The sequence below is a fragment of the Streptomyces noursei genome (genome assembly GCF_016917755.1).
GTDB classification, from domain to species: domain Bacteria; phylum Actinomycetota; class Actinomycetes; order Streptomycetales; family Streptomycetaceae; genus Streptomyces; species Streptomyces yunnanensis.
In genome coordinates this window covers 1,216,720-1,243,684 of record NZ_CP070326.1, presented here as the reverse complement: position 1 = coordinate 1,243,684, position 26,965 = coordinate 1,216,720, and the positions used below count along the sequence as shown (strand labels likewise).

The 26,965-nt window shown below is 70.3% G+C and carries 6 protein-coding genes; 5 read left to right on the top strand and 1 reads right to left on the bottom strand.

Annotated elements, in window-relative coordinates:
* The first annotated feature begins 127 nt into the window (after nt 1-127).
* The 5 genes from JNO44_RS05475 to JNO44_RS05455 all read left to right on the top strand — a co-directional run bounded on the left by JNO44_RS05475 (nt 128) and on the right by JNO44_RS05455 (nt 25,838).
* The gene (locus tag JNO44_RS05475; RefSeq protein ID WP_240167437.1) at nt 128-14,419 is read left to right on the top strand and encodes a non-ribosomal peptide synthetase; all 14,292 of its coding nucleotides are present in this window, start codon (nt 128-130) and stop codon (nt 14,417-14,419) included.
* Nucleotides 14,416-21,990, top strand: coding sequence for a non-ribosomal peptide synthetase (locus tag JNO44_RS05470; RefSeq protein ID WP_205361880.1), 7,575 nt, complete (start codon nt 14,416-14,418; stop codon nt 21,988-21,990). Before JNO44_RS05475 ends, JNO44_RS05470 begins: the two co-directional genes overlap by 4 nt.
* Nucleotides 21,991-22,212: 222 nt before the next feature.
* Nucleotides 22,213-23,169, top strand: coding sequence for a hypothetical protein (locus tag JNO44_RS05465; RefSeq protein WP_205361878.1), 957 nt, complete (start codon nt 22,213-22,215; stop codon nt 23,167-23,169).
* Between the two features lie 635 nt (nt 23,170-23,804).
* Nucleotides 23,805-24,470 (top strand): molybdenum cofactor guanylyltransferase, encoded by a 666-nt coding sequence (mobA, locus tag JNO44_RS05460; protein ID WP_240167436.1) that lies wholly within the window; start codon nt 23,805-23,807, stop codon nt 24,468-24,470.
* A gap of 54 nt (nt 24,471-24,524) precedes the next feature.
* Nucleotides 24,525-25,838 (top strand): bifunctional folylpolyglutamate synthase/dihydrofolate synthase, encoded by a 1,314-nt coding sequence (locus JNO44_RS05455; RefSeq protein WP_240167435.1) that lies wholly within the window; start codon nt 24,525-24,527, stop codon nt 25,836-25,838.
* Between the two features lie 113 nt (nt 25,839-25,951).
* Here JNO44_RS05455 and JNO44_RS05450 read toward each other — a convergent pair whose 3' ends face one another.
* Nucleotides 25,952-26,818 carry a TIGR03620 family F420-dependent LLM class oxidoreductase gene (locus JNO44_RS05450; protein WP_205361876.1) on the bottom strand — a complete coding sequence of 289 codons (867 nt, stop codon included), beginning with the start codon at nt 26,816-26,818 and terminating at the stop codon, nt 25,952-25,954.
* Nucleotides 26,819-26,965: the final 147 nt, after the last annotated feature.

Here is a 26,965-nt window from a genome sequence, read left to right as displayed (position 1 = left end):
CACAGTGTCGCCTGACTCCGGGGGACCCGGGATTCTTTCCCGTGCCCTGATGGGGTGACCGAAGCGCACCCCCTGAAAGGGCGGAAGCATTATGCAGAAAAACCACGCTCGCCTCCTCCCGCTGACGATGTCTCAGCAGGGAGTGTGGTACGGGCAGCAGTTGGATCCGCAGAGCCCGAAGTACAACATCGGTGAATGCATAGAAATCCAAGGCCCCCTGGACGAGGCTCTTTTCATAGCGTCACTCGAAAAAGTCAGCAGTGACTGCGACAGCCTCAATACCGAGTTCGTGGAACAGGGCGACGGTATCCACCAGCGCGTGGTGCGCACATCACCGGGACGTCCGTACGTCGTCGACCTCTCCGCCGAGGTGGACCCGGCCGCGGCCGCGGAGCGCTTCATGGCCGCAGACATGGCCACCACGCCCACCACAGGTACGTCGGCCGCACCGCACCATGCCTTCGTTCTGCTCGCACTGGGCCCCGACCGCCACTATTGGTACATCCGCTATCACCACATTGTGATGGACGGCCTCGGTGCTTCCGTTCTCGCGCGCAAAGTTGCCGAGACGTATACCGCCGCGGTGCGCGGCGAAGCGGGACCGGAATTATTCGCTCCGCTCAGTGCTCTCGTCGACGACGAGACGGCGTATCGACAGTCTCCTGATTTCGAACGTGACCGGGCATATTGGACTGAGAAATTCGCTGATTTCTCCCGGTCCGGCCGCGACACCGGAAACGCGCTTCTCGCCCCCGCGCACAGCGCGGGCGAAGACGCCTCCCTGCCACAGCGCGTTCCTTCGCGACCGGGAAACGGTGACGAACAGCATTCTGGGCGCGGTAACCACCTGCACCAGGGGGAGACTCTCGACCCGCAGGTGATGGACGGTCTGCGCGCACTGGCCGCCGCGACCAGAACCACATGGTCCGCCGTCTTCGTGACCGCGGTCGCCGCATACCTCAGCCGCGTCACCGGCACCGGCGACGTGACGATCGGGCTCGCCTCGAACGGCCGCCCCGGCCGTCTGCGCGCGATCCCGGGCATGACCGCGAACATCCTCCCGTTGCGCGTGCAGATCACCCCGGGCATGACCGTCGAAGCACTGGTGCGGGCCGTCGCCGCCGAGATGCGACTGGCGCTGCGTCACCGCCGCTACTCCAGGGAACAGCTCGCCCGCGACCTCAGGATCACGGGCGACGCGGCGCGGCTGTGCGATGTGGTCGTGAACGTCATGCCCTACGAGTACGACCTCGACTTCGCCGGAAGCGCCGGCGCCTCAAGGCTGTTGTCCACCGGCCCGGTCGACGATCTCTCCCTCTTCGTGTCCGAGCGCGCGGAGGGGAAGGGGCCGCTGATCGGCTTCGATGTGAACCCGGACCTGTACCGCCCCGAGGCCGTCCGGCCGCACCAGCAGGGCATCACCGCGCTGGTCGCCGAACTCTCCCGGGCGGACGCGACGTCTCCGCTCTCCCGCCTCGCGATGCTCGACGAGCAGACTGCCAGTCAGGTTCTCGCGACAGGGCGAGGCAACCCCCTCGAACGACCGGAGTGCGAGCCGGACCGGCGGGCATCACTGCCCGAGTTGTTCGCGGCGCGGGTGGCTGCGGACCGGCGTGCGGTGGCGGTGTCCGGCGGGGGAGTGGAGCTGTCGTACGGGGAGTTGGCGGAGCTTTCGGGTGTCCTGGCGTCGCGTTTGGTGGGGTGCGGTGTAGCGGTCGAGGACGGGGTGGGGGTGCTGCTGGGGCGTTCTGCCGCTGTGGTGACGGCGTCGTTGGCCGCGGTGCGGGCGGGTGGCGCGTATGTGCCGCTGGACATCCGCTGGCCGTCCGAGCGGTTGCGACAGACCGCCCGCGGAGCCGGTTTGCGCGTGCTGATCGTCGGCGAGGAACTGGCCGGCCACGCCTGGGTTGCGGAAGCGCGCGCCTCCCTGCCGGTGGTGGTGGTCGATGCCGTGGGTCGGGTGGTCGATGGTGCGCCTGTGTCCGCCGCCGCGCTGCCTGCTGTGCGGGTCGGTGGCCAGCTGGCGTATGTGATGTTCACGTCCGGTTCCACCGGTGTGCCCAAGGGTGTTGGGGTCTCGCATGCGGATGTGGCGGCGTTGGCCGCCGACAGTGCCTGGACGGGCGGTGTCGCGGACGCGGTGCTCCTGCACTCCGCGTATGTCTTCGACGCCTCGACCTTCGAGATCTGGGTGCCCCTCCTCAACGGCGGACGGGTGGTCATCGCCCCGGAGGGCGCCCTGGAGCCGCACGTCCTGCGCGACATCGTCACCACGGAACAGGTCACCGCCCTGTTCCTGACCACCGCCCTGTTCAACGTCATCGCCGAAGTCGACCCGCAGGCCCTCGCCGGGGTCCGCGCGGTCTGCACAGGCGGCGAACGCGCCGCGCCCCGCGCCATGCAGCACCTCGCCCGCGAACTGCCAGGCACCCGCATACACCACGTCTACGGGCCGACGGAGACGACCACCTTCGCCACCCGCCATCACGTCGTCGCCGAAACCCCCACCGGCCCGCCGCCCATCGGCCGCCCCCTCGACGGCATGCGGGCCTACGTCCTCGACTCCGCGCTGGGACTGGTACCGCCCGGAGTCGCAGGTGAGCTGTACCTGGCGGGCCAAGGCGTCGCCCGCGGCTACCCAGGTCGTCCGGGGCTGACCGCCGCACGCTTCGTCGCCGACCCCTTCGATCCGTCGGGCGGTCGGATGTACCGCACCGGCGACCTCGTCCGGTGGGACGCGGACGGCCGGCTCGTCTACCTCTCCCGGACCGACGACCAGGTCAAACTCCGCGGCCACCGCATCGAACCCGGCGAAATCGAAGGCGTCCTCGCCGGACTGCCCTCGGTGGTCGCCGCCTGCGTCGTCGTACGCGAGGACCTGCCCGGGGACCGGCAACTGGTGGGCTATGTGGTTGCGGCGGACGGCTCCCCCGTGGACGAGGGCGAACTGTCCGCGGCGGTGGCCCGCGTCCTTCCTGCCTACATGGTCCCCTCGGTCTTCGTGGCTCTCGCGACGCTGCCGCTGACGCCGAACGGGAAGGTGGACCGCCGCGCTCTGCCCGCGCCCCGGGTGCCGGAACGCACTGCCGGGCGCGGACCGCGTTCCGTCCGCGAGGAACTCCTGCTCGCCTTGTTCACGGACGTCCTCGGCACCGACGGGATCGGTGTGCACGACGACTTCTTCGCGCTCGGGGGGCATTCGCTCCTGGCCACGCGCCTGGTCAGCCGCGCGCGCTCGGCACTCGACGCCGAACTGGACGTGCGCACGCTCTTCCAGCACCCGACCGTCAGCGAACTCGCCACCGTACTGGACACGGCCGACCGGGCGCGGGCCGCCCTCGTCCGCGAGGAGCGTCCGCGAGACCTCCCGCTGTCCTTCGCGCAACAGCGCCTGTGGTTCCTGGGCAGGCTTGAGGGGCCCGGCGCCACCTACAACATCCCGCTGGTGCTGCGGCTCGACGGCCCGCTGGACCTCGATGCGCTGCGCGCCGGGCTCGCCGATGTCGTCCAACGCCACGAGACCCTGCGCACCGTCTTCGTCGAGGAAGGCGGAACACCGCGCCAACATGTGTATGACGCGGCGGAAGCGGCCGGCCTGGTGCCGCTGCGCTTCGAGGAGGCGCCGGACGGCGGAGATCCGGCCGCGATCGCGCAGTGGGCCGACGGAGCGATCCTGTCCGCGGCGACCGAAGCCTTCGACGTGTCGGGAGACCCCGCGGTACGTGTGCGGTTGCTGCGCTTGGGTTCCCAGGCCCATGTACTCGTGCTGGTGGTCCATCACATCGCCGCGGACGGTTGGTCGTTGGCTCCGCTGGTTCGAGATCTGGGCGCCGCCTATCGGGCGCGTGCCGAGGGCAGGGCGCCTGACTGGTCGCCGTTGCCGGTGCAGTACGCCGACTACACCCTGTGGCAGCGACGCATGCTGGGCGAGGAGTCCGACGCCGAGAGCCTGACGGCAGGCCAGTTGGAGTTCTGGCGCCGGGCACTGGCCGGTGCGCCCGAAACGCTGGCACTGCCACTGGACCGGCCCCGGCCTGCAGTGTCGCAGCACCGCGGTGACGCGGTTCCCTTGCTCGTCGCGGCGGACGCGCATCGGGCGCTCGTCGAGTTGGCGCGGTCGTGCGGATGCACGCTGTTCATGGTGGTGCAGGCGGCGGTGTCGGTGTTGTTGTCCCGGCATGGTGCCGGTGACGACGTCCCGCTCGGTACGGCGGTGGCCGGCCGGAGCGACGAGGCCCTGGACGATCTGGTCGGGTTCTTCGTCAACACACTCGTGCTGCGGACGGATCTTTCCGGAGACCCCACCTTCCGCGAACTGCTCAGCCGAGTCAGGGAGTTCGACCTCGCCGCCTACGCCCATGGGGACGTGCCGTTCGACCGCGTCGTGGAGGCGTTGAATCCGGCACGCTCGCAGAGCCATCATCCGCTCTTCCAGGTCATGCTGGTCCTGCAGAACCAGTCCGCGGCCGACCTGGACCTGCCCGGGATCACGGTCACCGGTCAGCCGGTGCACACCGGTATCAGCAAGTTCGACCTGACCTTCTCGCTCACCGAGACCCATGATGAGAGGGGCCGACCTGCGGGGGTGGAGGGGTACCTGGAGTACTCCACCGAGCTGTTCGAGCCCGACACCGCACGGGCGCTGTCCGACCGACTGTCACGGCTGCTGGCGGCACTGATCGCCGATCCGGATCAACGGATCCACGGCATCGAGCTGTTGGACGCGCCCGAACGCGCCGTCGTGCTCGCGCAGGGCCAGGGCGACGTCCGTCGGGTATCGGCAACGACGATGTCCCAGCAGTTCGAGGCGCAGGCAGCACGTACCCCGGATGCGGTGGCGGTCCGCGATGGTCGGCGCACCGTGACGTACGCCCAGTTGGAGTTGGAGTCGAACGACCTGGCGTATCACTTGTCGGGGTGTGGGGTTGGTCCGGAGGATCTGGTGGCGTTGGCGCTGCCGGGTGCTGCGGGGATGGTTGTGGCGATGCTGGCGGTGTTGAAGGTGGGGGCCGCCTATCTGCCTGTGGACCCGGCGTATCCGGCTGCTCGTATCAGGTATCTGCTGGAGGATGCCCGTCCCAAGCTGCTGATCACGGACAGTGTGGTGCGGGAGCAACTGCCGCCGGTCGACGTGCGGTTCGTTGTGATGGACGATTCTGCTTCCTGGTCTGTGGGGCATGCGTCCGGTCCGGGTGGTGCGGTGTCGGTTGCCGGTCCGGCGTATGTGATTTACACGTCGGGTTCTACGGGTCGTCCGAAGGGGGTGGTGGTCACTCATGCCTCGGTGGTGTCTCATATGGCGTGGTTGGCCGACCATCTTGGGTTGACGGTCGAGGATCGGGTGTTGGCGCGGACGTCGCCGAGCTTCGACGCCTCCGTATGGGAGATCTGGCTGCCATTGCTCCATGGCGCGTCGGTGTGCCTGATGCCGGCCGACGCCAACAAGGATCCCGACGCTCTCGTGGGTTGGCTACGCGAGTTCGGTGTGACGGTGGCGCAGTTCGTGCCGTCGCATTTGTCGTTGGTGTTGGGGAGTGGGGGGTCGGTTCCGGGGTGTTTGCGGGCTGTGTTGTGTGGTGGTGAGCCGTTGGTGGGGGAGTTGGCGGTTCGGGTTGCTGATGCGTGGTCGGTGGAGGTTCACAATCTCTATGGGCCGACGGAGGCGACGATCGATGCGACGGTGCATGCGGTGGTTTCGGGTGGTTCGGGTCCGGTGCCTATTGGGCGGCCGGTCTGGAATGCGCGGGCGTATGTGTTGGATGGGTCGTTGCGTGTGGTGCCGCCTGGTGTGCCGGGGGAGTTGTATCTGGCGGGTGGGTTGTTGGCGCGTGGGTATGTGGGTCGTCCGGGTTTGACGGCGTCGCGTTTTGTGGCTGATCCGTTTGATTCGTCGGGTGGGCGGATGTATCGCACGGGTGATGTGGTGCGGTGGGATGCGCTGGGGCGGATCGAGTATCTGGGGCGGAGCGATGACCAGGTCAAGTTGCGGGGCTATCGCATTGAGTTGGGCGAGGTGGAGAGTGCGCTGACGGCGCTCCCGGCTGTGACTGCGGCCCGTGTGCTGATCCGCGAGGACCGACCGGGCGACAGGCGCCTGGTGGCCTATGTCGTTCCCGCGGCCGGCGGCGCCGTGCACCAGGCAGCACTGCGGGCCGAACTGGCCGGCACACTGCCCGACTACATGGTTCCGGCCGCGTTCGTCGTCCTCGACGCGTTGCCGCTGCTGCCCAACGGCAAGGTCGACCGCCGTGCTCTGCCCGCGCCCGAGGCGTCGGCGGGCGACAGCGAGGGGCGCGCACCGCACACGGTCCAGGAAGAGATCCTGTGCGGTCTCTTCGCCGACGTGCTGGGCCGGACGCAGGTCGGCGTCCATGACGGCTTCTTCGAACTGGGCGGGCATTCGCTGCTCGCCACCCGGCTCGTCAGCCGGGTGCGCTCCGTCCTCGGAGTCGAGCTCGCCGTCCGCACGCTCTTCCAGCACCCCACGCCCGCCGGTCTCGCTGCCGCGCTGGACGGAGTGGGGCGGGCCAGGACTCCGGTGGTGCGGGCCGAGCGGCCCACGGCCGTGCCGCTGTCCTTCGCCCAGCAACGGCTGTGGTTCCTCAACCGGCTCGACGGGCCCGGTGCCACCTACAACATCCCGCTCGTGCTGGAACTCGCCGGGACGCTCGATGCCCGTGCCCTGAGCTGCGCGCTCGGTGACGTGGTCGAGCGGCATGAGGTGCTGCGCACGGTCTTCCCCGAGCAGGCTGGCGTACCGCGGCAATGCGTACTGGATCCCTCGGCCGTGGACCTGGACCTGTCGGTGCGCGAGATCGACCCCGACGCGCTCGACGCGGCCGTGAGCGCCGCGGTGACGAGTCCGTTCGACGTGGTGACCGATCTGCCGCTGCGTTGCTGGCTGTTCAGGACCGGTGCCGAACGCCATGTGCTGGTGCTGGTGCTGCATCACATAGCCGGTGACGGCTGGTCCTTGGCTCCGCTGGCCCGCGACCTGGGCGGCGCCTATCGGGCGCGGATCGCCGGCAGGGCACCCGACTGGCCGGCGCCGGCGGTGCAGTATGCCGATTACGCTCTCTGGCAGCGGGAGATCCTCGGCACGGAGGGCGATCCCGACAGCGTGGCGTCGAAGCAACTCGCCTTCTGGCGCGACACGTTGAGCGATCTCCCGGAGCTTTTGGAACTTCCCCTCGACCGGCCCCGCCCGGCCGTCACGGACCCTGCCGGCGGAGTGTGCGTCCGCACGTTGGACGCCGTCCTGCACGGCCGGTTGCTCGACCTGGCCAGGTCCTCCGGCAGCACACTGTTCATGGTGCTGCAGGCCGCCGTGGCCACGGTGCTCTCCCGGCACGGCGCCGGCGACGACATTCCCCTCGGCACCCCTGTCGCAGGCCGCACCGACGAGGCACTGGACGACCTGATCGGCTTCTTCGTCAACACCCTCGTTCTGCGCACGGACGTGTCGGGTGACCCGACGTTCCGTGAACTCCTCCACAGGGTGCGGGAGTTCGACCTTTCGGCCTACGCTCATCAGGAGGTGCCCTTCGAGTGGCTGGTGGAGAGCCTCAACCCGGCCCGGGCGCGCAACCACCACCCGCTGTTCCAGACGATGCTGGTGCTGCAGAACCAGGACACCGCGGACACCGAGTTGCCGGGACTGACGGTCGGCAGCCGACTGGTGCACAACGGGGTGAGCAAGTTCGACCTGACCTTCGCCTTCGGTGAGGATCGCGCGCAGGGCGGGCTGACGGCCGGCGTCGAGTACGCGACCGCGCTCTTCGACGCCGCCACCATCGAGGCCCTGACCGGTCGCCTGGTCCGGTTGCTGGAGGCTGTCGTCGCCGACCCGGATCGGCCCCTGCACAGCTACGACCTGTTGTCCGAGAGCGAACGCGCCGAGGTCGCCGACTGGGGCGAGGGTGTGCGCCTTCCGGCCGGTACAACTACGGCGAGCCTGCCCGAGCTGTTCGCGGCGCGGGTGGCTGCGGACCCGTGCGCGGTGGCGGTGACGGGTGGCGAAGTGATGCTTTCCTACGGGGAGTTGGCGGAGCTTTCGGGTGTCCTGGCGTCGCGTTTGGTGGAGTGTGGTGTAGCGGTCGAGGACGGGGTGGGGGTGCTGCTGGGGCGTTCTGCCGCTGTGGTGACGGCGTCGTTGGCCGCGGTGCGGGCGGGTGGCGCGTATGTACCGCTGGACATCCGTTGGCCGGTGGAGCGGCTGCGTCAGGTCGCGGGCGTCAGTGGCATCCGGGTGCTGGTGGTCGGTGAGGAGCTCGCCGGTCACGGATGGGTCGACGAGATGCGGCGGCGCGTGCCGGTGGTGGTGGTCGATGCCGTGGGTCGGGTGGTCGATGGTGCGCCTGTGTCCGCCGCCGCGCTGCCTGCTGTGCGGGTCGGTGGCCAGCTGGCGTATGTGATGTTCACGTCCGGTTCCACCGGTGTGCCCAAGGGTGTTGGGGTCTCGCATGCGGATGTGGCGGCGTTGGCCGCCGACAGTGCCTGGGCCGGCGGTGTCGCGGACGCGGTGCTCCTGCACTCCGCGTATGTCTTCGACGCCTCGACCTTCGAGATCTGGGTGCCTCTGCTCAACGGCGGACGGGTGGTCGTCGCCCCGGAGGGCGCTCTCGAACCGCACGTCCTGCGCGACATCGTCACCACGGAACAGGTCACCGCCCTGTTCCTGACCACCGCCCTGTTCAATGTCGTGGCGGAGGTGGACCCGCAGGCCCTGGCCGGTGTCCGGATGGTCTGCGCGGGCGGTGAGGCGGCCTCGCCCGCAGCGATGCAGCAGGTCGCCGGGCAACTGCCCGGCACGCGGGTCCACCACGTCTACGGGCCGACGGAGACCACCACCTTCGCCACCCGCCACCACGTCACCCCCGAAACGCCGCTGGGTCCCCCTCCCATCGGACGGGCCCTCGACGGCATGCGCGCCTACGTCCTGGACGCGGGCCTGGCAAGGGTGGCGCCAGGCGTGACCGGCGAGCTGTACCTCGCCGGACCGGGGGTGGCCCGCGGCTATCTGGGCCGCCCGGCCCTGACGGCCACGCGTTTCGTGGCCGATCCGTTCGATCCGTCGGGCGGTCGGATGTACCGTACCGGCGACCTCGTCCGGTGGGACGCGGACGGCCGGCTGGTCTACCTCTCCCGCGCCGACGACCAGGTCAAACTCCGCGGCTACCGCATCGAACCCGGCGAAGTTGAGGGTGTTCTCGCCGTTCTGCCGGGCGTCGCCACCGCGTACGTGCGGGTCCGGGAGGACCTGCCGGGCGACCGGCGACTGGTCGGGTATGCGGTGCCCTCCGCCGGTGCGGTGCTGGACCCCGCGGAGCTGGCGACAGGTGTGGGACAGGCACTCCCGGCGTACATGGTTCCCTCCGCGTTCGTCGTGCTGGACGCACTGCCGCTGACACCGAACGGGAAGGTCGACCACCGTGCGCTTCCGGCGCCCGAGGCGACCGGCGGCGGCGAAGGCCGCGGTCCGCGGACGGCCCGCGAGGAGATCCTGTGCGGCCTGTTCGCCGCGGTGCTGGGCCTTGACCGGGTCGGTGTGGCGGACAACTTCTTCGAGGCCGGTGGGCATTCGCTGCTGGCGACGCGACTGGTGAGCCGGGTGCGCTCGGTCCTGGGCGTCGAGATCGAAGTCCGTGCGCTCTTCGAGCACCCGACGGTCGCCGGACTCGCCGCGGTCCTCGACGCCGCCGACGCGGCACGGCCGTCGGTACTGCCCGAACAGCGGCCCGAAGGCATGCCGCTCTCCTTCGCGCAGCAGCGCCTGTGGTTCCTGAGCAGGCTGGAAGGGCCCGGCGCCACCTACAACATCCCGCTGGTGCTGCGGCTCGACGGCCCACTGGACGTCGAGGCGCTGGGTGCCGCACTGGGCGACCTCGTCGAACGCCACGAGACCCTGCGCACCGTCTATCCGGTGACCGACGGCGTCGCCCGTCAGCTGGTGCTGGACGCGTCCGCCGTCGACCTCGCACCGCGACCCCGGGACGTGTCGCCCGCCGACCTCGACCGGGTGCTCACCGACACCGTCAGCTGCGCATTCGACCTGGCAGCGGACGTTCCGGTGCAGGTGCGGTTGCTGCGGTTGGGCGCCGAGGCACATGTACTGGTTCTGGTGGTCCATCACATCGCCGCGGACGGTTGGTCGGTGGCGCCGCTGGCCCGGGACCTGGGCGCCGCCTATCGGGCGCGTATCGCCGGCAGCGCTCCTGACTGGTCGCCGTTGCCGGTGCAGTACGCCGACTACACCCTGTGGCAGCGGCGCATGCTGGGTGAGGAGTCCGACGCCGAGAGCCTGACGGCACGCCAACTGGACTTCTGGCGGCAACAGCTGGCGGGTATACCTGAGTTGGTCGAGCTCCCCTGGGACCGGCCGAGGCCCGCGGTGCTGAAGCACGAGGGCGAAGCCCTCACCTTCGTGATCGACCAGGACACGCACCGCGGGCTCGTCGAGTTGGCGCGGTCATCGGGATGCACCCTGTTCATGGTGTTGCAGGCGGCGGTGTCGATGCTGTTGTCCCGGCATGGTGCCGGAGACGACGTCCCGCTCGGTACGGCGGTGGCCGGCCGGACCGATGAGGCCCTGGACGACCTGGTCGGGTTCTTCGTCAACACGCTCGTACTGCGCACGGACCTGTCCGGCGATCCCGGCTTCCGTGAACTGCTCGACCGGGTAAGGGAGTTCGACCTGGCGGCGTTCGCGCACCAGGACGTGCCGTTCGAGCGGTTGGTGGAGGCACTGAACCCGGTGCGGTCGCAGGATCGCCATCCGTTGTTCCAGGTGATGCTGGTGCTGCAGAACCAGGCAGCGGCGGACGTCGAACTGCCTGGGATCACGGTGGCCGGTCAGCCGGTGCACACGGGTATCAGCAAGTTCGACCTGACCTTCTCGCTGACCGAAAAGCGGGACGAAGCGGGTGGTGCCGCGGGCATCGACGGCCATCTGGAGTACTCCACCGAGCTGTTCGAGCCCGGCACCGTCCGGGCGCTGGCCGAACGCCTGTCCTGGCTGCTGGCAGCCGTGGTCGCCGACCCTGACCTGCGCGTGCACGATGTCGAACTGTTCACCGACGAGGAGCGGGCGCGTGTGATCGCCGCAGGCCACGGTCAGTCTCGGCCGGTGCCGCGGCTGACCGTGCCGGAGCTCTTCAGCGCGCAGGCAGCACGCACCCCGGACGCCGTGGCCGTTCGCGATGGTCGGCGCACCGTGACGTACGCCCAGTTGGAGTTGGAGTCGAACGACCTGGCGTATCACTTGTCGGGGTGTGGGGTTGGTCCGGAGGATCTGGTGGCGTTGGCGCTGCCGGGTGCTGCGGGGATGGTTGTGGCGATGCTGGCGGTGTTGAAGGTGGGGGCCGCCTATCTGCCTGTGGACCCGGCGTATCCGGCTGCTCGTATCAGGTATCTGCTGGAGGATGCCCGTCCCAAGCTGCTGATCACGGACAGTGTGGTGCGGGAGCAACTGCCGCCGGTCGACGTGCGGTTCGTTGTGATGGACGATTCTGCTTCCTGGTCTGTGGGGCATGCGTCCGGTCCGGGTGGTGCGGTGTCGGTTGCCGGTCCGGCGTATGTGATTTACACGTCGGGTTCTACGGGTCGTCCGAAGGGGGTGGTGGTCACTCATGCCTCGGTGGTGTCTCATATGGCGTGGTTGGCCGACCATCTTGGGTTGACGGTCGGGGATCGGGTGTTGGCGCGGACGTCGCCGAGCTTCGACGCCTCCGTATGGGAGATCTGGCTGCCATTGCTTCACGGTGCCTCCACCTGTCTGGTCTCCCCCGAGATCAATCGCGATCCGGATCAACTGCTTTACCGCATGCGGGACTTCGGTGTGACGGTGGCGCAGTTTGTGCCGTCGCATTTGTCGTTGGTGTTGGGGAGTGGGGGGTCGGTTCCGGGGTGTTTGCGGGCTGTGTTGTGTGGTGGTGAGCCGTTGGTGGGGGAGTTGGCGGTTCGGGTTGCTGATGCGTGGTCGGTGGAGGTTCACAATCTCTATGGGCCGACGGAGGCGACGATCGATGCGACGGTGCATGCGGTGGTTTCGGGTGGTTCTGGTCCGGTGCCTATTGGGCGGCCGGTCTGGAATGCGCGGGCGTATGTGTTGGATGGGTCGTTGCGTGTGGTGCCGCCTGGTGTGCCGGGGGAGTTGTATCTGGCGGGTGGGTTGTTGGCGCGTGGGTATGTGGGTCGTCCGGGTTTGACGGCGTCGCGTTTTGTGGCTGATCCGTTTGATTCGTCGGGTGGGCGGATGTATCGCACGGGTGATGTGGTGCGGTGGGATGCGCTGGGGCGGATCGAGTATCTGGGGCGGAGCGATGACCAGGTCAAGTTGCGGGGCTACCGCATTGAGTTGGGTGAGGTGGAGAGTGCGCTGACGGCGCTCCCGGCTGTGACTGCGGCCCGTGTGCTGATCCGCGAGGACCGACCGGGCGACAAGCGCCTGGTCGCGTATGTGGTGGTCGAGGCCGGGCAGCGGGTGGACGCCGCCGAGCTGCGCCGCAGCCTTGCGGCGGCCCTGCCGGAGTACATGGTTCCGGCCGCGTTCGTCGTCCTCGACGCGTTGCCGCTGCTGCCCAACGGCAAGGTCGACCGGCGCGCCCTGCCGGCCCCCGAACCGGACACGCACCGGGGCGGTGGAGTGGCTCCGCGTACCGACGAGGAACGGCTCCTGTGCGGGGTGGTCGCCGAGACGCTCGGCCTCCCGGAGGTCGGGGTCGACGACGACTTCTTCGCCCTCGGCGGCGACAGCATCCTGTCGATCCAGGTCGTCAGCAGGGCCCGTAACGCGGGACTGGTCATCACGCCGCGCGATGTCTTCGTCCACCGCACCGTGGAAGCGATCGCGTCGGTCGCCGTGCCGCTGGGCGCGGAGGCGGAGACCGCGGCCACCCCGGGCATCGGAGAGGTGCCGCTCACGCCCATCGCCGCGTGGTTCCTCGACCGGCCCGGCACCCTCGACGGCTACAACCAGTCGAGCGTGCTGAGATCACCGGCCGGGGCAACGGAGAAGGACATAGCCGCGGCGCTCCAACTGCTCCTGGACCACCACGACATGCTACGGCTCCGGGTGAGTGCAACGCCCGGCGGGCGGCCCGGGCTCGAAGTCCTGCCGCAGGGCGCGGTGAGCGCCCGCGCGCGGCTGACGCGGGTCGACATCGCCGGGCTCGACGGCGCACGGACCGATGCGGTGGTCGCCGAGGCGGCCGAGGCCGCCCGCGTGCGGCTGCGGCCCGGCAAGGGCAACGTGCTGGAGGCCGTCTGGTACGACGCGGGGCCCGACCGGCCCGGTCGGCTGCTGCTCGTCGTCCATCACCTCGCGGTGGACGCGGTCTCGTGGCGCACCCTCACCGCCGACCTGGCTGCGGCCTGGCAGGCGGTCGTCGCCGGCGCGGCGGGCGACACCTCGCCGCTGCCGCCGGTGCGTACCTCCTACCGCAGATGGGCGGAGTTACTGGTGACCGAGGCGCGGAGCGCCGAGCGGGCCGCGGAACTGCCGCTCTGGCAGGAGATCCTGCGTACCGAGGACCCGCAGTGGGGATACCGGCCGCTCGACCCGGACCGGGACACCGCCGACGGCGTGCGGACGCTGACGGTCACCCTGCCCGCACAGTGGACACAGCCCCTGCTGACCACCGTGCCGACCGCGTTCCACGCAGGGGTAAACGATGTGCTGCTGACGGGCCTGGCGCTGGCGGTCGCCGGATGGCGTGCCGAACGCGGGGGCGCGGGCGGGTCGGCCGTCCTGCTCGACCTGGAGGGGCACGGCCGCGAGCAGATCGCGGAGAACATCGACCTGTCCCGGACCGTCGGCTGGTTCACCAGCATGTACCCGGTGCGGCTCGATCCGGGGCCGGTGAGCCGGTACGAGGCGCGGGCGTTCGACGCCCCGCTCGTCGACCGCGCGCTGAAGCGGATCAAGGAACAGCTGCGGGCCGTACCGGACCACGGCATCGGCTACGGCCTGCTGCGTCACCTCAACCCGCGCACCCGCGACGCGCTCGGGGACGCCGTGACGCCGCAGATCGGCTTCAACTACCTGGGCCGCTATGCCGGTTCATCGGCAACCGGCGACGCCGGGGACTGGCAGCTGCTCTTCGACGGGGGCGGGCCGCGCAGTCAGGACCCGGACATGCCGGTGCATCACGTGCTGGACATCAACGCCTACACCAAGGACCTGCCGGAGGGGCCGCAGCTGGTCGCCGGCTGGACCTGGCCGACGGATCTGCTCAAGGAGGAGGACGTCGAGGAACTCGCCGAAGGCTGGCTGCGGGCGCTGCGTGCCGTAGCCGAACACGCCCAGGCACCCGGCGCCGGCGGCTACACGCCTTCCGACCTTCCGTTGGTCTCGCTCAACCAGGCTCAGATCGATCGACTGCAGAACAAGCTGCAGAACAAGTGGGGTGGACGCAAGTGACCGGGTTCCAGCTGCAGGACGTCCTGCCGTTGACACCGCTGCAGGCAGGCATGCTGTTCCATGCCGTGTACGACTCCGAGGCGGTGGACGTCTACACCGCGCAGTTCGTCTTCGACATCGAGGGACCGGTCGACGCGGCGGTGCTGTACGCGGCCGTCAAGGGACTGCTGCGCCGGCACGCGAACCTTCGCGTGGGGTTCCTCCACGAGGACCTCGACGAGCCGGTCCAGGCCGTCGCCGTGGAAGTCCCGCCGGTCTTCGAGGAGCTCGACTTCGGCACGGGCGACGACGCCGAGCGTGCCGAGCGGCTCGCCGCGTTCCTGGCCGACGACCGCACGCGGCGCTTCGACCTCTCCGAACCGCCCCTGATGCGCTTCACCCTGATCCGGATGGCGCACCACCGCTACCACCTGGTCATGACCAACCATCACCTCCTCCTCGACGGCTGGTCGATGCCGCTGCTGGTGCGGGAGCTGTTCGAGCTCTATGCGCGCGGCGGGGACGGCAGCGCGATGCCGCGCGTCGCGCCCTACCGGGACTACCTTGCCTGGCTGGCCGCCCAGGACCGTACGGCCGCGGCCGGCGCCTGGCGCACGGCGCTCGCCGGCGTGGCGCAGCCGACGCTGCTGGCCGGGGAGAAGCCGGCCTCCGTGTCGTCGGGCGAGCTGCCCGAGCAACTGGTGCTGGATCTGGGCGCGGCCACCACGGCCCGCCTGCGGGAGACGGCCCGCCGGCACCGCCTGACGCTCAACACGGTGGTGCAGGGCGTCTGGGGCGTACTGCTGCACCAACTCACCGGACAGGACGACGTGTTGTTCGGCACCACCGTCTCGGGACGGCCGCCGGAGATCCCCGGTGTCGACACCATGGTCGGACTGTTCATCAACACGATTCCGGTCCGCGTCGGCATACGCCCCGACGACACCCTGGCGGCGCTGCTGGAACGGATGCAGGACGAGCAGGGCCGGCTCCTGGGCTGCCAGCACCTCGGGCTGACCGAGATCCGCGCCCTGACCGGCCTGGACGACCTCTTCGACACGCTCGCCGTGTTCGAGAACTACCCGATGGACGCGGAGGCGCTGCGGCAGGCCCAGGAGGGCCTCCCCGGCCTTCGGGTCACCGGCTTCCGCGGCACCGACGCGGCGCACTATCCGCTCACCCTCACCATCGCACCGGGCGATGATCTGCGGATCACCTTCGGCCATCGTACGGACGCCTTCGACTCCGGCACCGTACGGCTGATGGCCGAGCGGCTGAGGCGGCTGCTGGAAGCCTGCGCCGATGACCTGGAGCAGCGTGTCGCCGGCCTCTCGGTGCTGCTCGACGGTGAGCATGCACGGCTGCTCGACCAGGGGAGGGGCGCCCCCTTGCCGGCCGGTGTGCTCCATGCCGGCCTGCCGGAGCTGTTCGCCGCCCGGGTGGCGTCGGACCCGGGCGCGGCCGCGGTCAGGCGAGGTGAAAGCGCCCTGTCCTACGCGGAGTTGGACGGACTCTCCGGTTCCCTGGCGCGGTGCCTGACGGGCCTGGGCGTAGCCGCCGAGGACGGTGTCGGTGTGCTGGTCGGCCGCTCGGCCGCAGTGGTGACGGCCTCGCTGGCCGCAGTCCGGGCCGGCGGCGCGTACGTACCGCTGGACGCCCGCTGGCCGGTCGGGAGGCTGCGCCGGATATCCGCCGCGGTCGGCCTGCGTGCACTCGTCGTCGCGGCGGACCTCGCCGGCCACCCCTGGGTGACGGAGGCCCGCGGCTCCCTCCCGGTCGTGCTGGTGGACACCGACGGGCGGGTCGTGGACGGCGCGCCCGTCGAGCCGGGCAGGCTTCCCGGCCTCCCCGGCGGCGCGCGGCTGGCGTACGTGATGTTCACCTCCGGCTCCACCGGCGACCCCAAGGCCATCGGTGTCACGCACGGCGACGTGGCGGCGCTCACCGCCGATGCCATGTGGCGCGGCGCGGCCGACGCGGTCCTGATGCACTCCGCCTATGTCTTCGACGCCTCGACCTGCGAGATCTGGGTGCCGCTGCTCAACGGCGGCACGGTCGTCGTCGCGCCCGACGGGCCACTCGAACCGCATCGCCTCGGCCGCATACTGGCGGCCGAGCAGATCACCGCTCTGTTCCTGACCACCTCCCTGTTCAACATCGTCGCCGACACCGATCCGCACCTGTTCGAGACGGTGCGACTGGTGGCGACCGGCGGCGAGGCGGCGGCAGCGGGCGTCCTGCAACGCGCCGCCACCGCCTGCCCCCGGACGTCGTTCGTCAACGCCTACGGGCCGACGGAGGCCACGACGTTCGCGACGCGCTACGAGGTGCCGTCGCAGCCGATCGCGGAGCACCGGGTTCCGCCCATCGGGAAGCCGCTGGACGGTATGCGCTGCCACGTCCTCGACGCCCGGCTGCGACCGGTGCCTGCGGGCGTGGTGGGTGAGCTGTACCTCGCCGGTCCGGGGGTGGCCCGCGGGTACGTGGGCCGGCCCGACTTGACGGCCACGCGTTTCGTGGCCGATCCGTTCGATCCGTCGGGCGGTCGGATGTACCGTACCGGCGACCTCGTCCGGTGGGACGCGGACGGCCGGCTGGTCTACCTCTCCCGCGCCGACGGCCAGGTCAAACTCCGCGGCCACCGCATCGAACCCGGCGAGATCGAAACCGCGCTCACCGCCCTGCCGACGGTGACGGCCGCCTGCGTCGTCGTCCGTGAGGACGCCCCCGGCGACCGGCGGCTGGTGGCCTATGCCGTGGCGGCGGGCGGCGCCACGACAACGGCGGAGGCACTGGCGGAGCAACTGGGCCGGACGCTGCCCGGGTACCTGGTCCCCTCGGTGTTCGTCGTGCTGGACGCACTGCCGCTGACCGCGAACGGAAAGCTCGACCGGCGGGCACTGCCGGCGCCCCAACACACCACGGACACCGGCGGACGCGGCCCGCGCACCGTGCGGGAGGAGCTGCTCGCCGACCTGTTCGCCGACGTGCTCGGCATCGGCCGCGTCCCCGTCGACGAGAGCTTCTTCTCGCTCGGCGGGCACTCCCTGCTGGCCACCCGCCTGGTCAGCCGCATCCGCACCGCACTCGGCGTGGAACTCGAAGTGCGCACGCTCTTCGAGCACCCCACCGTCGCCCGACTTGCCGCGGCCCTCGACGGTGCGGGCACGGCGCGGGAGGCCATCGTGCCCGCGCAGCGCCCGGCCCGGCTTCCGCTGTCCTTCGCACAGCAGCGCCTGTGGTTTCTGGGCAGGATGGACGGACCCGGCGCCACGTACAACATCCCGCTGGTGCTGCGGCTCGACGGGCCGCTGGACGTGGGCGCCCTGGGTGCCGCCCTGGGCGACGTCATCGAGCGCCACGAGACCCTGCGCACCGTCTTCCCCCAGCACGACGGCGTGCCCGAGCAGGTGGTCCTCGGCCCGGCTCAGGCGCAGCGCGCGCTGACCGTCGACGATGTCGAGGAGTCCGACCTGTCCGACCGGATCTCCGCCGCGGCGACCGAACCGATCGACGTGGAGACCCAGCTGCCGCTGCGGGTGAGCCTGCTGCGGCTGGGCGCGGAGAGCCATGTGGTGGTACTGGCGCTGCATCACATCGCCGGCGACGGCTGGTCGTTGGCACCGCTGGCCCGGGACCTGGGCGCCGCCTATCGGGCGCGTGCCGAGGGCAGGGCGCCTGACTGGTCGCCGCTGCCGGTGCAGTACGCCGACTACACGCTGTGGCAGCGGCGCATGCTGGGTGAGGAGTCCGACGCCGAGAGCCTCGCGGCACGCCAACTGGCCTTCTGGTGCCAGGCCCTGGCGGATGCGCCGGAGGCGCTGGTCCTGCCCTGGGACAGGCCGCGGCCCGCGGTGCTGAAGCACGAGGGCGACGCCCTCACCTTCGTGATCGACCAGGACACGCACCGCGGGCTCGTCGAGTTGGCGCGGTCATCGGGATGCACCCTGTTCATGGTGGTGCAGGCGGCGGTGTCGATGCTGTTGTCCCGGCACGGTGCCGGTGACGACGTCCCGCTCGGTACCGCGGTGGCCGGCCGGAGCGATGAGGCGCTGGACGACCTGGTCGGGTTCTTCGTCAACACGCTCGTACTGCGCACGGACCTGTCCGGCGATCCCACCTTCCGTGAACTCCTCGACCGGGTAAGGGAGTTCGACCTCGCGGCGTTCGCGCATCAGGACGTGCCGTTCGAGCGGTTGGTGGAGGCGCTCAACCCGGTGCGGTCGCAGGACCGTCATCCGCTCTTCCAGGTCATGCTGGTGCTGCAGAACCAGGCAGTGGCGGACGTCGAACTGCCTGGGATCACGGTGACCGGTCAGCCGGCGCACACCGGCGTCAGCAAGTTCGACCTGAGCTTCAGCTTCACCGAGAGGCGGGATGAGGCGGGTGGTGCCGCGGGCATCGACGGCCACGTGGACTACTCCACCGAACTGTTCGAGCCCGAGACGGTGCACCGGCTCGCCCACCGACTCCGCTGCCTGCTCTCCGCGGTCGTGGCCGACGCCGACCTGCCCGTCCGCAGCTACGACCTGCTCACCGCCGAAGAGCGGTCGCGGATGCTGGCGGAATGGGGACGCGGCCCCGTCGGATACCTGCCGGCCCCGACGGTGCCGGAGCTCTTCGGGGAGTGGGTGACGCGTACCCCCGACGCCCAGGCCGTGCGCGACGCGACGGGCGCCTTGACCTACGCGCAGCTCAACGCCCGGGCCAACGACCTCGCCCGGCACCTGTCGGGACAGGGCATCGGCCCCGAGGACCTGGTGGCCCTCGCCCTGCCCCGGTCGGCCGACATGATCGTGGCGATACTGGCGGTACTGAAAACAGGAGCGGCCTACCTGCCGGTCGACCCCGCATACCCGCCCGCCCGCATCTCCTTCATGCTCGACGACGCCGCGCCGGCCTTCCTCATCACCACCACCGCTCTCCGCGCCGGACTGCCCACCACCGCCCGCTGCCTGGCCCTCGACGACACCGCAGCCTGGTCCACCGGGCACACCGCCGACCCGCGCACCGGCCCCCTGCCCACCCATCCCGCCTATGTCATCTACACCTCCGGCTCCACCGGCCGGCCCAAGGGCGTCGTGGTCACTCACCAGGGCGTCGGCGCGATGGTCCGTACACAGGCGGAAAGGCTCGGCCTCGCCCCCTCCAGCCGGGTCCTGCAGATGGCGTCGGTCAGCTTCGACGCGGCGTTCTGGGACATCTGCATGGGACTGCTGACCGGTGCCTGCCTGGAGGTCGCGGACCCGGCACAGCTGGTGCCGGGGCCCCCGCTCGCCGGCCTGCTCGCGGAACGCGGCATCACCCACCTGACCCTCCCGCCGGCCGCCCTCGCGGTCATGCCGCAGGACGAGGGCATCCCCGGCGGTACCACCCTGGTGCTCGCCGGGGAGGCGTGCCCACCGGCGCTGGTCGCCCGGTGGGCCGTCGGCCGGCGGCTGGTCAACGCCTACGGCCCGACCGAGACCACGGTCTGCGCGGCCATGAGCGACTTCCAGGAGCCGACCGGCCCGGAGGCATCGACCCACCGGGTACCGATCGGCGTCCCGGTGCGCAACGCACAGGTGTATGTACTCGACCCGGCAATGGAGTTGGTGCCGCCGGGGGTGATCGGAGAACTGTACGTGGCCGGTGACGGACTGGCCCGCGGCTACCTGAACCGTCCGGGCCTGACCGCCGCCCGGTTCGTCGCCGATCCGTTCAGCCACACCGGTGGACGCATGTACCGCACCGGCGACCTCGTCCGCTGGAACGACCGCGGCGAGCTCGAATACGTCTCCCGCGCCGACGACCAGGTCAAGCTACGGGGCTTTCGCATCGAACTCGGGGAAATCGAGGCGGCGTTGGCCGCGGTGCCGGGAATCACCGCCGCCTGCGCCGTCGTCCGGGAGGACCGGCCCGGCGACCGGCGGCTGGTGGCCTACGCGGTTCCCGCCGACGGGCAGTGGGAGGAGGCGGCCGCCCGGATGCGCCAGGCACTCGCCGCGCAGCTGCCCGAGTACATGGTGCCGTCCGCGTTCGTCGCGCTGGACGCCCTGCCCCTCACCCCGAACGGGAAGATCGACCGCCGGGGACTGCCCGCCCCCGGCCCCTCCACGGGCACAGGCGCCGGCCGCGCCCCGGACACCGAACAGGAGAAGCTGCTGTGCGGGGTGTTCGCCGATGTCCTCGGTGTCCCTGAAGTGGGTCTCGACGACGACTTCTTCGAGGCCGGCGGACACTCCCTGCTCGCGGTCAAGCTGGCCCAGCGCATCGAGGACAGGTTCGGCGTACGGCCGTCGATGCGTGCCCTCTTCGCCGCACCCACGCCCGACGGCGTGCGGCGCCTGCTGGACGAGCCGGCCGGCGGCTCCGACCACGCGCCCGGCCCCGATCCGCGCCAGGACGTGCACCTGGCGCCCGACATCACCCCGGCGCTCGGGCCTGCGCCCGGCGAACCCGCGGGCCCGCGTCGCCCGTTGCTGACCGGCGCCTCGGGCTTCCTCGGAGCGTTCCTCCTGCGCGATCTGCTGGAATCGACGGGCGGCCCGGTGGACTGCCTGGTGCGGGCTCGGGACACCGTCGAGGGAGCGCGCAGGCTGCGGTCCGGCCTGGAGCGGTACGGGTTGTGGAAGGAGCACTACGGCGACCTGATCCGGCCCTTGCCGGGCGACTTGGGCGCGCCGGGCCTGGGCCTGTCCGACGCGGAGCACAAGGCACTGCGCAAGCGGGTCGGCGCTGTGTACCACAACGGTGCCACGGTCAATTTCGCCGCCCCGTACGCCGAACTCCGCGCTGCCAACGTCACGGGCACCGAGGAACTCCTCCGCATCGCCGCCGCATCGGAGGCGACCGGCATGCACTACGTCTCCACCACCGGCGTGTACCCGCCGCACACGTCCGGCCCCGGCCCCCTCACGGAAGCCTCCGCCATCGGCCCCGTGCACGAACTGCCCGACGGCTACTCGCAGAGCAAGTGGGCCGCCGAGCAGATCCTACGTATCGCGCAGAGCCGCGGAATCCCGGTGACCATCTACCGTCCCGCGCGTATCTCGGGAGCCTCGCGCACGGGCGCCTGCCAGGACCGTGACCTGCTGTGGCAGTACATCAAGGGATGCCTCCAGGCACAGGCGGTACCCGAGGGATCCGACGAGTCGACCGACTGGGTACCGGTCGACTACGTGAGCGCCGCAGTCGTGGCCCTGGCCGACAACCAGCAGGCGCCACCGACCCCGGCCGGTCCGGAACCGACAACCTTCCATCTCACCCACCCCGAACCGCCCATGCTCTCGCAGGTGTTCCAGACAGCGGCCGCCCTGGGCTACACGGTGCAGCCGGTGCCACTCGACCACTGGCGCAAGTTGGTGGCCGACCAGCCGGACAACGCCGCCCAGCTCTTCCTCGGCGGTACCGATCGGAAGGAGACCGCCGACGAAGCCGACGACCGGCCCCGCCGCCGGCGTCGCACCTTGGACTCCTCCCTCACCCACCGAGCGGCGGCGGCATCGGGAGTCCACCTCCCGCCCTTCACCGACGAGACCGTACGGGCCTACCTGACGTACTTCGCCGGCACGGGATTCCTCCCCACGCCCACCCCCGACCCCAACCGCTGAACGGGTCCGGCACGCCCTCCCGGCACCCACGACGCACCCTGCGGAGACAGGCCCGCAACCTGCCCCTTGACCTGCGCCCCAGCAGGCCAAGGGGCAGGTTGTGCGGAGGTATTCGGACAAGTCCTACCGGCTGCGGCTGCGGGTCAAATGACCGATAAGCGACCCTGGTGTGAGGCGTTGCCGTCAGCGGGTGCATCATCGCAGGTGGGAGAGGTGATGCAGATGACTGGCCAGGCAACGGCACGGAGCCCACTAGGGCAGGGCGTCAACGGGGCGTGCCATCGGGACATCTGGGCGGGCAGGACCATCCTGGTGTCGACGGCGGCCCTGGTGGCGGAAATGGCCATCGGGGGTGTGGCCCTGATGCTCATCGGCCTGTCGCAGGACCCCGAGTCCGAGTTCACCGGCCTCGGTCTCGTCTTCACGACTGTCGTCATCCTGCCGATGCTCGCCACCGTCAGCGTGATCCTCGGCCTTCTCGCAACGCTCATCCTGGTGCTGCCCACTGTCTGGTTGGCGCGCCGGGCGAAAGGGCGCTGGGGGTGGACGCGGAAGGGGGCAGTGTGGGGCGTGCCGCTTGTGGCCTCGATAGTGTCGGCTGCGCTGCTGCTCGTGGGCAGCGTGCTGTACACGATGGCCTCGGGGGCAGTGGGTTCGCCGACGGTCCATGCGTGGTGGTGGCTGGCACTGACCGCGTTCAGTGTCCCGAGCGCGTTGCTTGCCTGGCTGGCGGCGTCCCGCCCCGAGCCGGGGAGCGGCAGCGGCCTGAGACTGGCCCTACGGGTGTTCGCATCGGGAACTGCCGGCGCTGTGGGACTCGCGCTGTGGGGCGGCCTGGCTTACGCGACCGGCCTGGTGAAGCTGTACGAGCCGCCCCACCTGAGCCGTGCCGACGTGGTCGGCATCTGGCAGGACGGAAGCGGTGGCACGCTCGAACTCGCTGCCGACGGAGGGGCGACCGCCCACCGGCTGAGCGACACCGGCCACGGCCATTGCGAAGGAACGGGCAAGTGGAGCCTTGAGAGCAGCGGGACGCGCAGCCAGGGTCTGGAACTTGCGGGTGCCTGTGGCACCACCTGGAGCATCGGCGGAACGTCGGAACGCCCCACCCTCTACTACTACGTTGGCGACCCGGACGAAGGGCATCGCTACACCCTGCTGCGTGGCAGCGAACGCTAGCTCTTCCACTGTGGTCCTCGCCCCGGCGCGGTGGTTCGGTTGCCGTACCGGGCGAGGGTGGTCGGACGTTGCCTCTCCCTACGTCTCCGGCTCCGTGTCTGACTCGTCGGACGCTCCTCAGCCGCAGCTGTGGGGGCGGTGGACGGCCACCGAAACGCTGCAGAGCAGGGGGTCTGCGACGTCCTCGGTGTCGAAGACGAAGATCGCTCCCGAGGCGGGGACGCGGATCGCACACTGGTCCCCAGTCGGTCCGGACGACGACCGAATAGATCACCTGGCAGTGGGCGTGGCAGGTGGGCCGCGGTGACACGGCACAGCTCCATCGGGCAGGCCCATCGGGCAGGCCCATCGGGCAGGCCCTGGGGCTTGCCCGGGCGATCAGGCGCGGAGCCAGGTGATCAGGGCTGCCGCGGCGGTGGTTGTTGAACGGCGGTGAATGGTTCGGCAGCGCGGAAAAGAGTTCCGTGAGGGTGCACCGGTGCGCCGGGGCCGTCGAGCTTGGCTTGGAACAGGTGGAATCTCCACCTCACAGCCCCGATCCTTCCCTGAGCCGAGCCTTCGATCCTTCGAGCTTTCGAGTCTCCGAACGACGGTGACGCGTTCGCGTATCCGGGCAAGGCGGGAAGGGGGCTGGTGTGGGTGGTGACGACAGGGCAGCAAGGAGTTCACTCCTCGACGGCGGAGAGGAGCTGCCCGCAGACGACACAGGTGCGTGCTACGACGCGGTGGTGCTGGCGGGAGGGCGAGCCCGGCGTTTGGGCGGAGCGGACAAGCCGATGGTGTCCGTTGGCGGCATGTCGTTGCTCGATCGGGCACTTCAGGCATGTGACGGGGCGGGGAGGACGATTGTGGTGGGGCCGCACCGGGCCACCGTCCGCCCCGTAGATCATGTGCGGGAGAGTCCGGTGCACGGCGGGCCGCTCGCGGCGCTGGCTGCGGGAGTGAGCCGGGTGCGCGCACCGTTCGTGGTGGTCCTTGCCGCGGATCTTCCCTTCGTGCGGCAGGAGACGGTGGCGGAGTTGTTGCGTCAGGCGGCCGGTTCCGGGGCCGAGGGCGCGGTCATGCTGGAGACACAGGGTCGGGACAATCCGCTGTTCGCCGCATACCGGACCGCAGCCGTGCGACGAGGTCTTGCGCTGACCCTCGCTCGGCATGGAGTGTTGACGGGTCTGCCCATCCGGGTACTGACCCGGGCTCTTGCCCTGCGGTACGTGCCTGATGTCGGTGGAGTGTCCGTCGACTGCGACACCTGGGAAGTGGTAGCTCTCGCTCGCGCCATCCTGAAGACAAACGCCGGTTGACCACACTTCGAGCACGAATGCATCCCCTCCCACACTGGTTGCGAGGTGGCACGGTTGGCAACAAGAGAAGAACTGGCCTGTGAAGAGATCATCGGTCGCTATCAGTTCAACGGAGCGGGCACCGGTGCGATGCCCCGGCTTCTCGAAGCCCTCGGCGACCCGGGACGCAACCTGCGGGGCATGACCGTCACCGGCACCAACGGGAAGGGGTCGACCTGCGCGTTCGCCGTCTCCGCGTTGGCCGCGGCCGGGCTGCGCATCGGAAGCATGCCCAGCCCGCACCTGCAGCAGGTCACCGAACGCATCCGCATCAACGGAGTGCCCGTCTCTCCGACCGCATGTCACCGCGCCTTCGCGAAGGTCGACGACACTCTCAGGAGTACGGGCCTTACGGTCAATGCAGGAGCAGTGCACGCAGCCGCAGCCGCGGTTCAATTCGCCGAATCTGAAGTGGACTTGGCCGTCATGGAGGCGAACATCGGCGGCCGGCGCACCGCGGTCAACTGCTTCGACCCTGGCGTAAAGGTCATCACCGGAGTGGGACTGGACCACGAGCATCTGCTGGGAAACACCCTGGGCGAGATCGTACGGAACAAGGCAGGCATCGTGCGAGACGGCGACCATGTCGTGCTCGGCGAGTTGCCCCAGGAGGCGGCCGAGGCCGTGGACGACGTCCTCGGCACCCACACGGAGCTGACCGTCTGGCGCATCCACCAGGAAGTGCGTTACCGGCCACACCTGGCCCGCGATGGACGCACCGTGCTGGACGTGGTCACCCCACGTGCCGTCCACCGGGAATTGCCCTGTCCGCTCCGCGGAGCGCACCAGCATCACAATCTGGCCCTCGCCGTAGCCGGCATCGACTCGCTGGCCGAACGAGGACTGATCCGAGACATCCCGGAAGAGGCGCTGCGCGGCGGCCTCGCCGCGACCCGCTGGCCCGGCCGCCTCGAACTGCTGGCGCCGGCCCGCCTGGACTCCTGGACCGGCCGCCTGCTGCTCGACATTGCCGCCAACCACCAGGGTGCCGTCACCGTGGCTCCGGAAGTCCTGCGGGAATCCCGCGCCGCTGAGCGCACGGCCCTCGTCTTCGGCACCCTCCGGTACAAGAAGGTGGCAACCATGCTTGAGCCGCTGCCCGCTGACTGGCCGGTGGTACTGACCCGGGTCGGGCACCCCAACGAAGCGGCGCCGGACGAGATGTGCACTGCCTTGGCGACGCGCCGAGAACTGTACGTACGGCAGGAGACCGCCGACGCCGTCCGCCACGCCACCGAACTCGTCGGGGCCGGTGGCCTCGTCATGGTTCTCGGAACCCCCCTCCTGATCGGCCGGGTCCGTGCACTGTTCCATCTCCCGCCCGGCTGACCGCTGCTGCCCGAACGTGCGACTTCCCGGCCGCGGCGAACAGCTGCGAGCGTAACGCCGGGGCCGGGCCGGGGCCGGGCCTGTGCGGTGGTTTCACCTCACACCTGGCGGTGCTAGGCACGGGGCAGGCATTCGGCCACGGCACGCCACGCGGTGAGGGGGAGGGCATGCGGGGTGTCGGTGACGATCTGGAGGGCGACGTGGTCCGCGCCCGCCTCCAGATGTGCCAGGACACGCCGCGCGACGACGTCGACGGACCCCCACACCACCAGGGAGTCGACGAAGCGGTCGCTGCCGCCGTCGGCGAGGTCGCCCCGGGTGAAGCCGTCTTCCAGCCAGGTGCGTACGTAGTTGGTCTTCGTGAGGTAAGGGCTGATCGCCCGCCGCGCCGTGGCACGGGCCGTGACCGGGTCGGTGTCCACCACGGACGTCACCACCGGCGCGAGGAGCGGCCCAGCCCCCAGCGCAGCGCGGACCCGGGCGGTGTGCGACGGCGGGACCAGATAGGGCTGCACACCAGCGGCCCGGTCGGCGGCGAGCCGGGTCATCAGAGGCCGGTGCGCGCCCAGGATCCGCGCGGCCTTCGGCAGCGAACCGGCGGACGTGTCCAGCGCGTCGAGGTAGGCGGACATCGCCGCGCAGGGGTGCCGGTAGGCCGCGGCGATCTCCGCGTGACTGACGGCCAGACCCACCAGTGTGCGTTGCCGATACGGTGCGGGAAGCCCCCGGTAGGCAACGGCGAGCCGATCGGGCGGAACGCTCCAAATGGAGACACAGGAGGTTGCGACGACCACGTGTCGGGTCGCCGCGAGGAGGTTGAGACTGCTGTGCAGGTCCCCGCTCGGGTTGCCGCCGGGAACGCCACCCAGCCACAGTGTGCCGTAGCCGAGCTCCTCCAGTGCGCGGGCCGCCACCCGCGCGCGATCGGGGTCACCGTGAGTGAACGCCGTACTCCACACTCCGACCGGCGACACATCCATACCGCGCCCTCCTCTGAACTCACAGATACGTCGCTCCTCACGTGAGCGACGCTGCGGCCGACGAAGGCACTATGCACCGATAAATTGACGCCCTAGGCCCAAAACCCGCCGATCCGCCCCGCCGTCCTCCCTGCCGCCGTCGACCGC

Coding starts and splice junctions, on each gene's coding strand:
- JNO44_RS05475 (WP_240167437.1), top strand. CDS start 128: ATGTCTCAGCAGGGAGTGTGGTACGGGCAGCAGTTGGATCCGCAGAGC.
- JNO44_RS05465 (WP_205361878.1), top strand. CDS start 22,213: ATGACTGGCCAGGCAACGGCACGGAGCCCACTAGGGCAGGGCGTCAAC.
- JNO44_RS05450 (WP_205361876.1), bottom strand. CDS start 26,818: ATGGATGTGTCGCCGGTCGGAGTGTGGAGTACGGCGTTCACTCACGGT.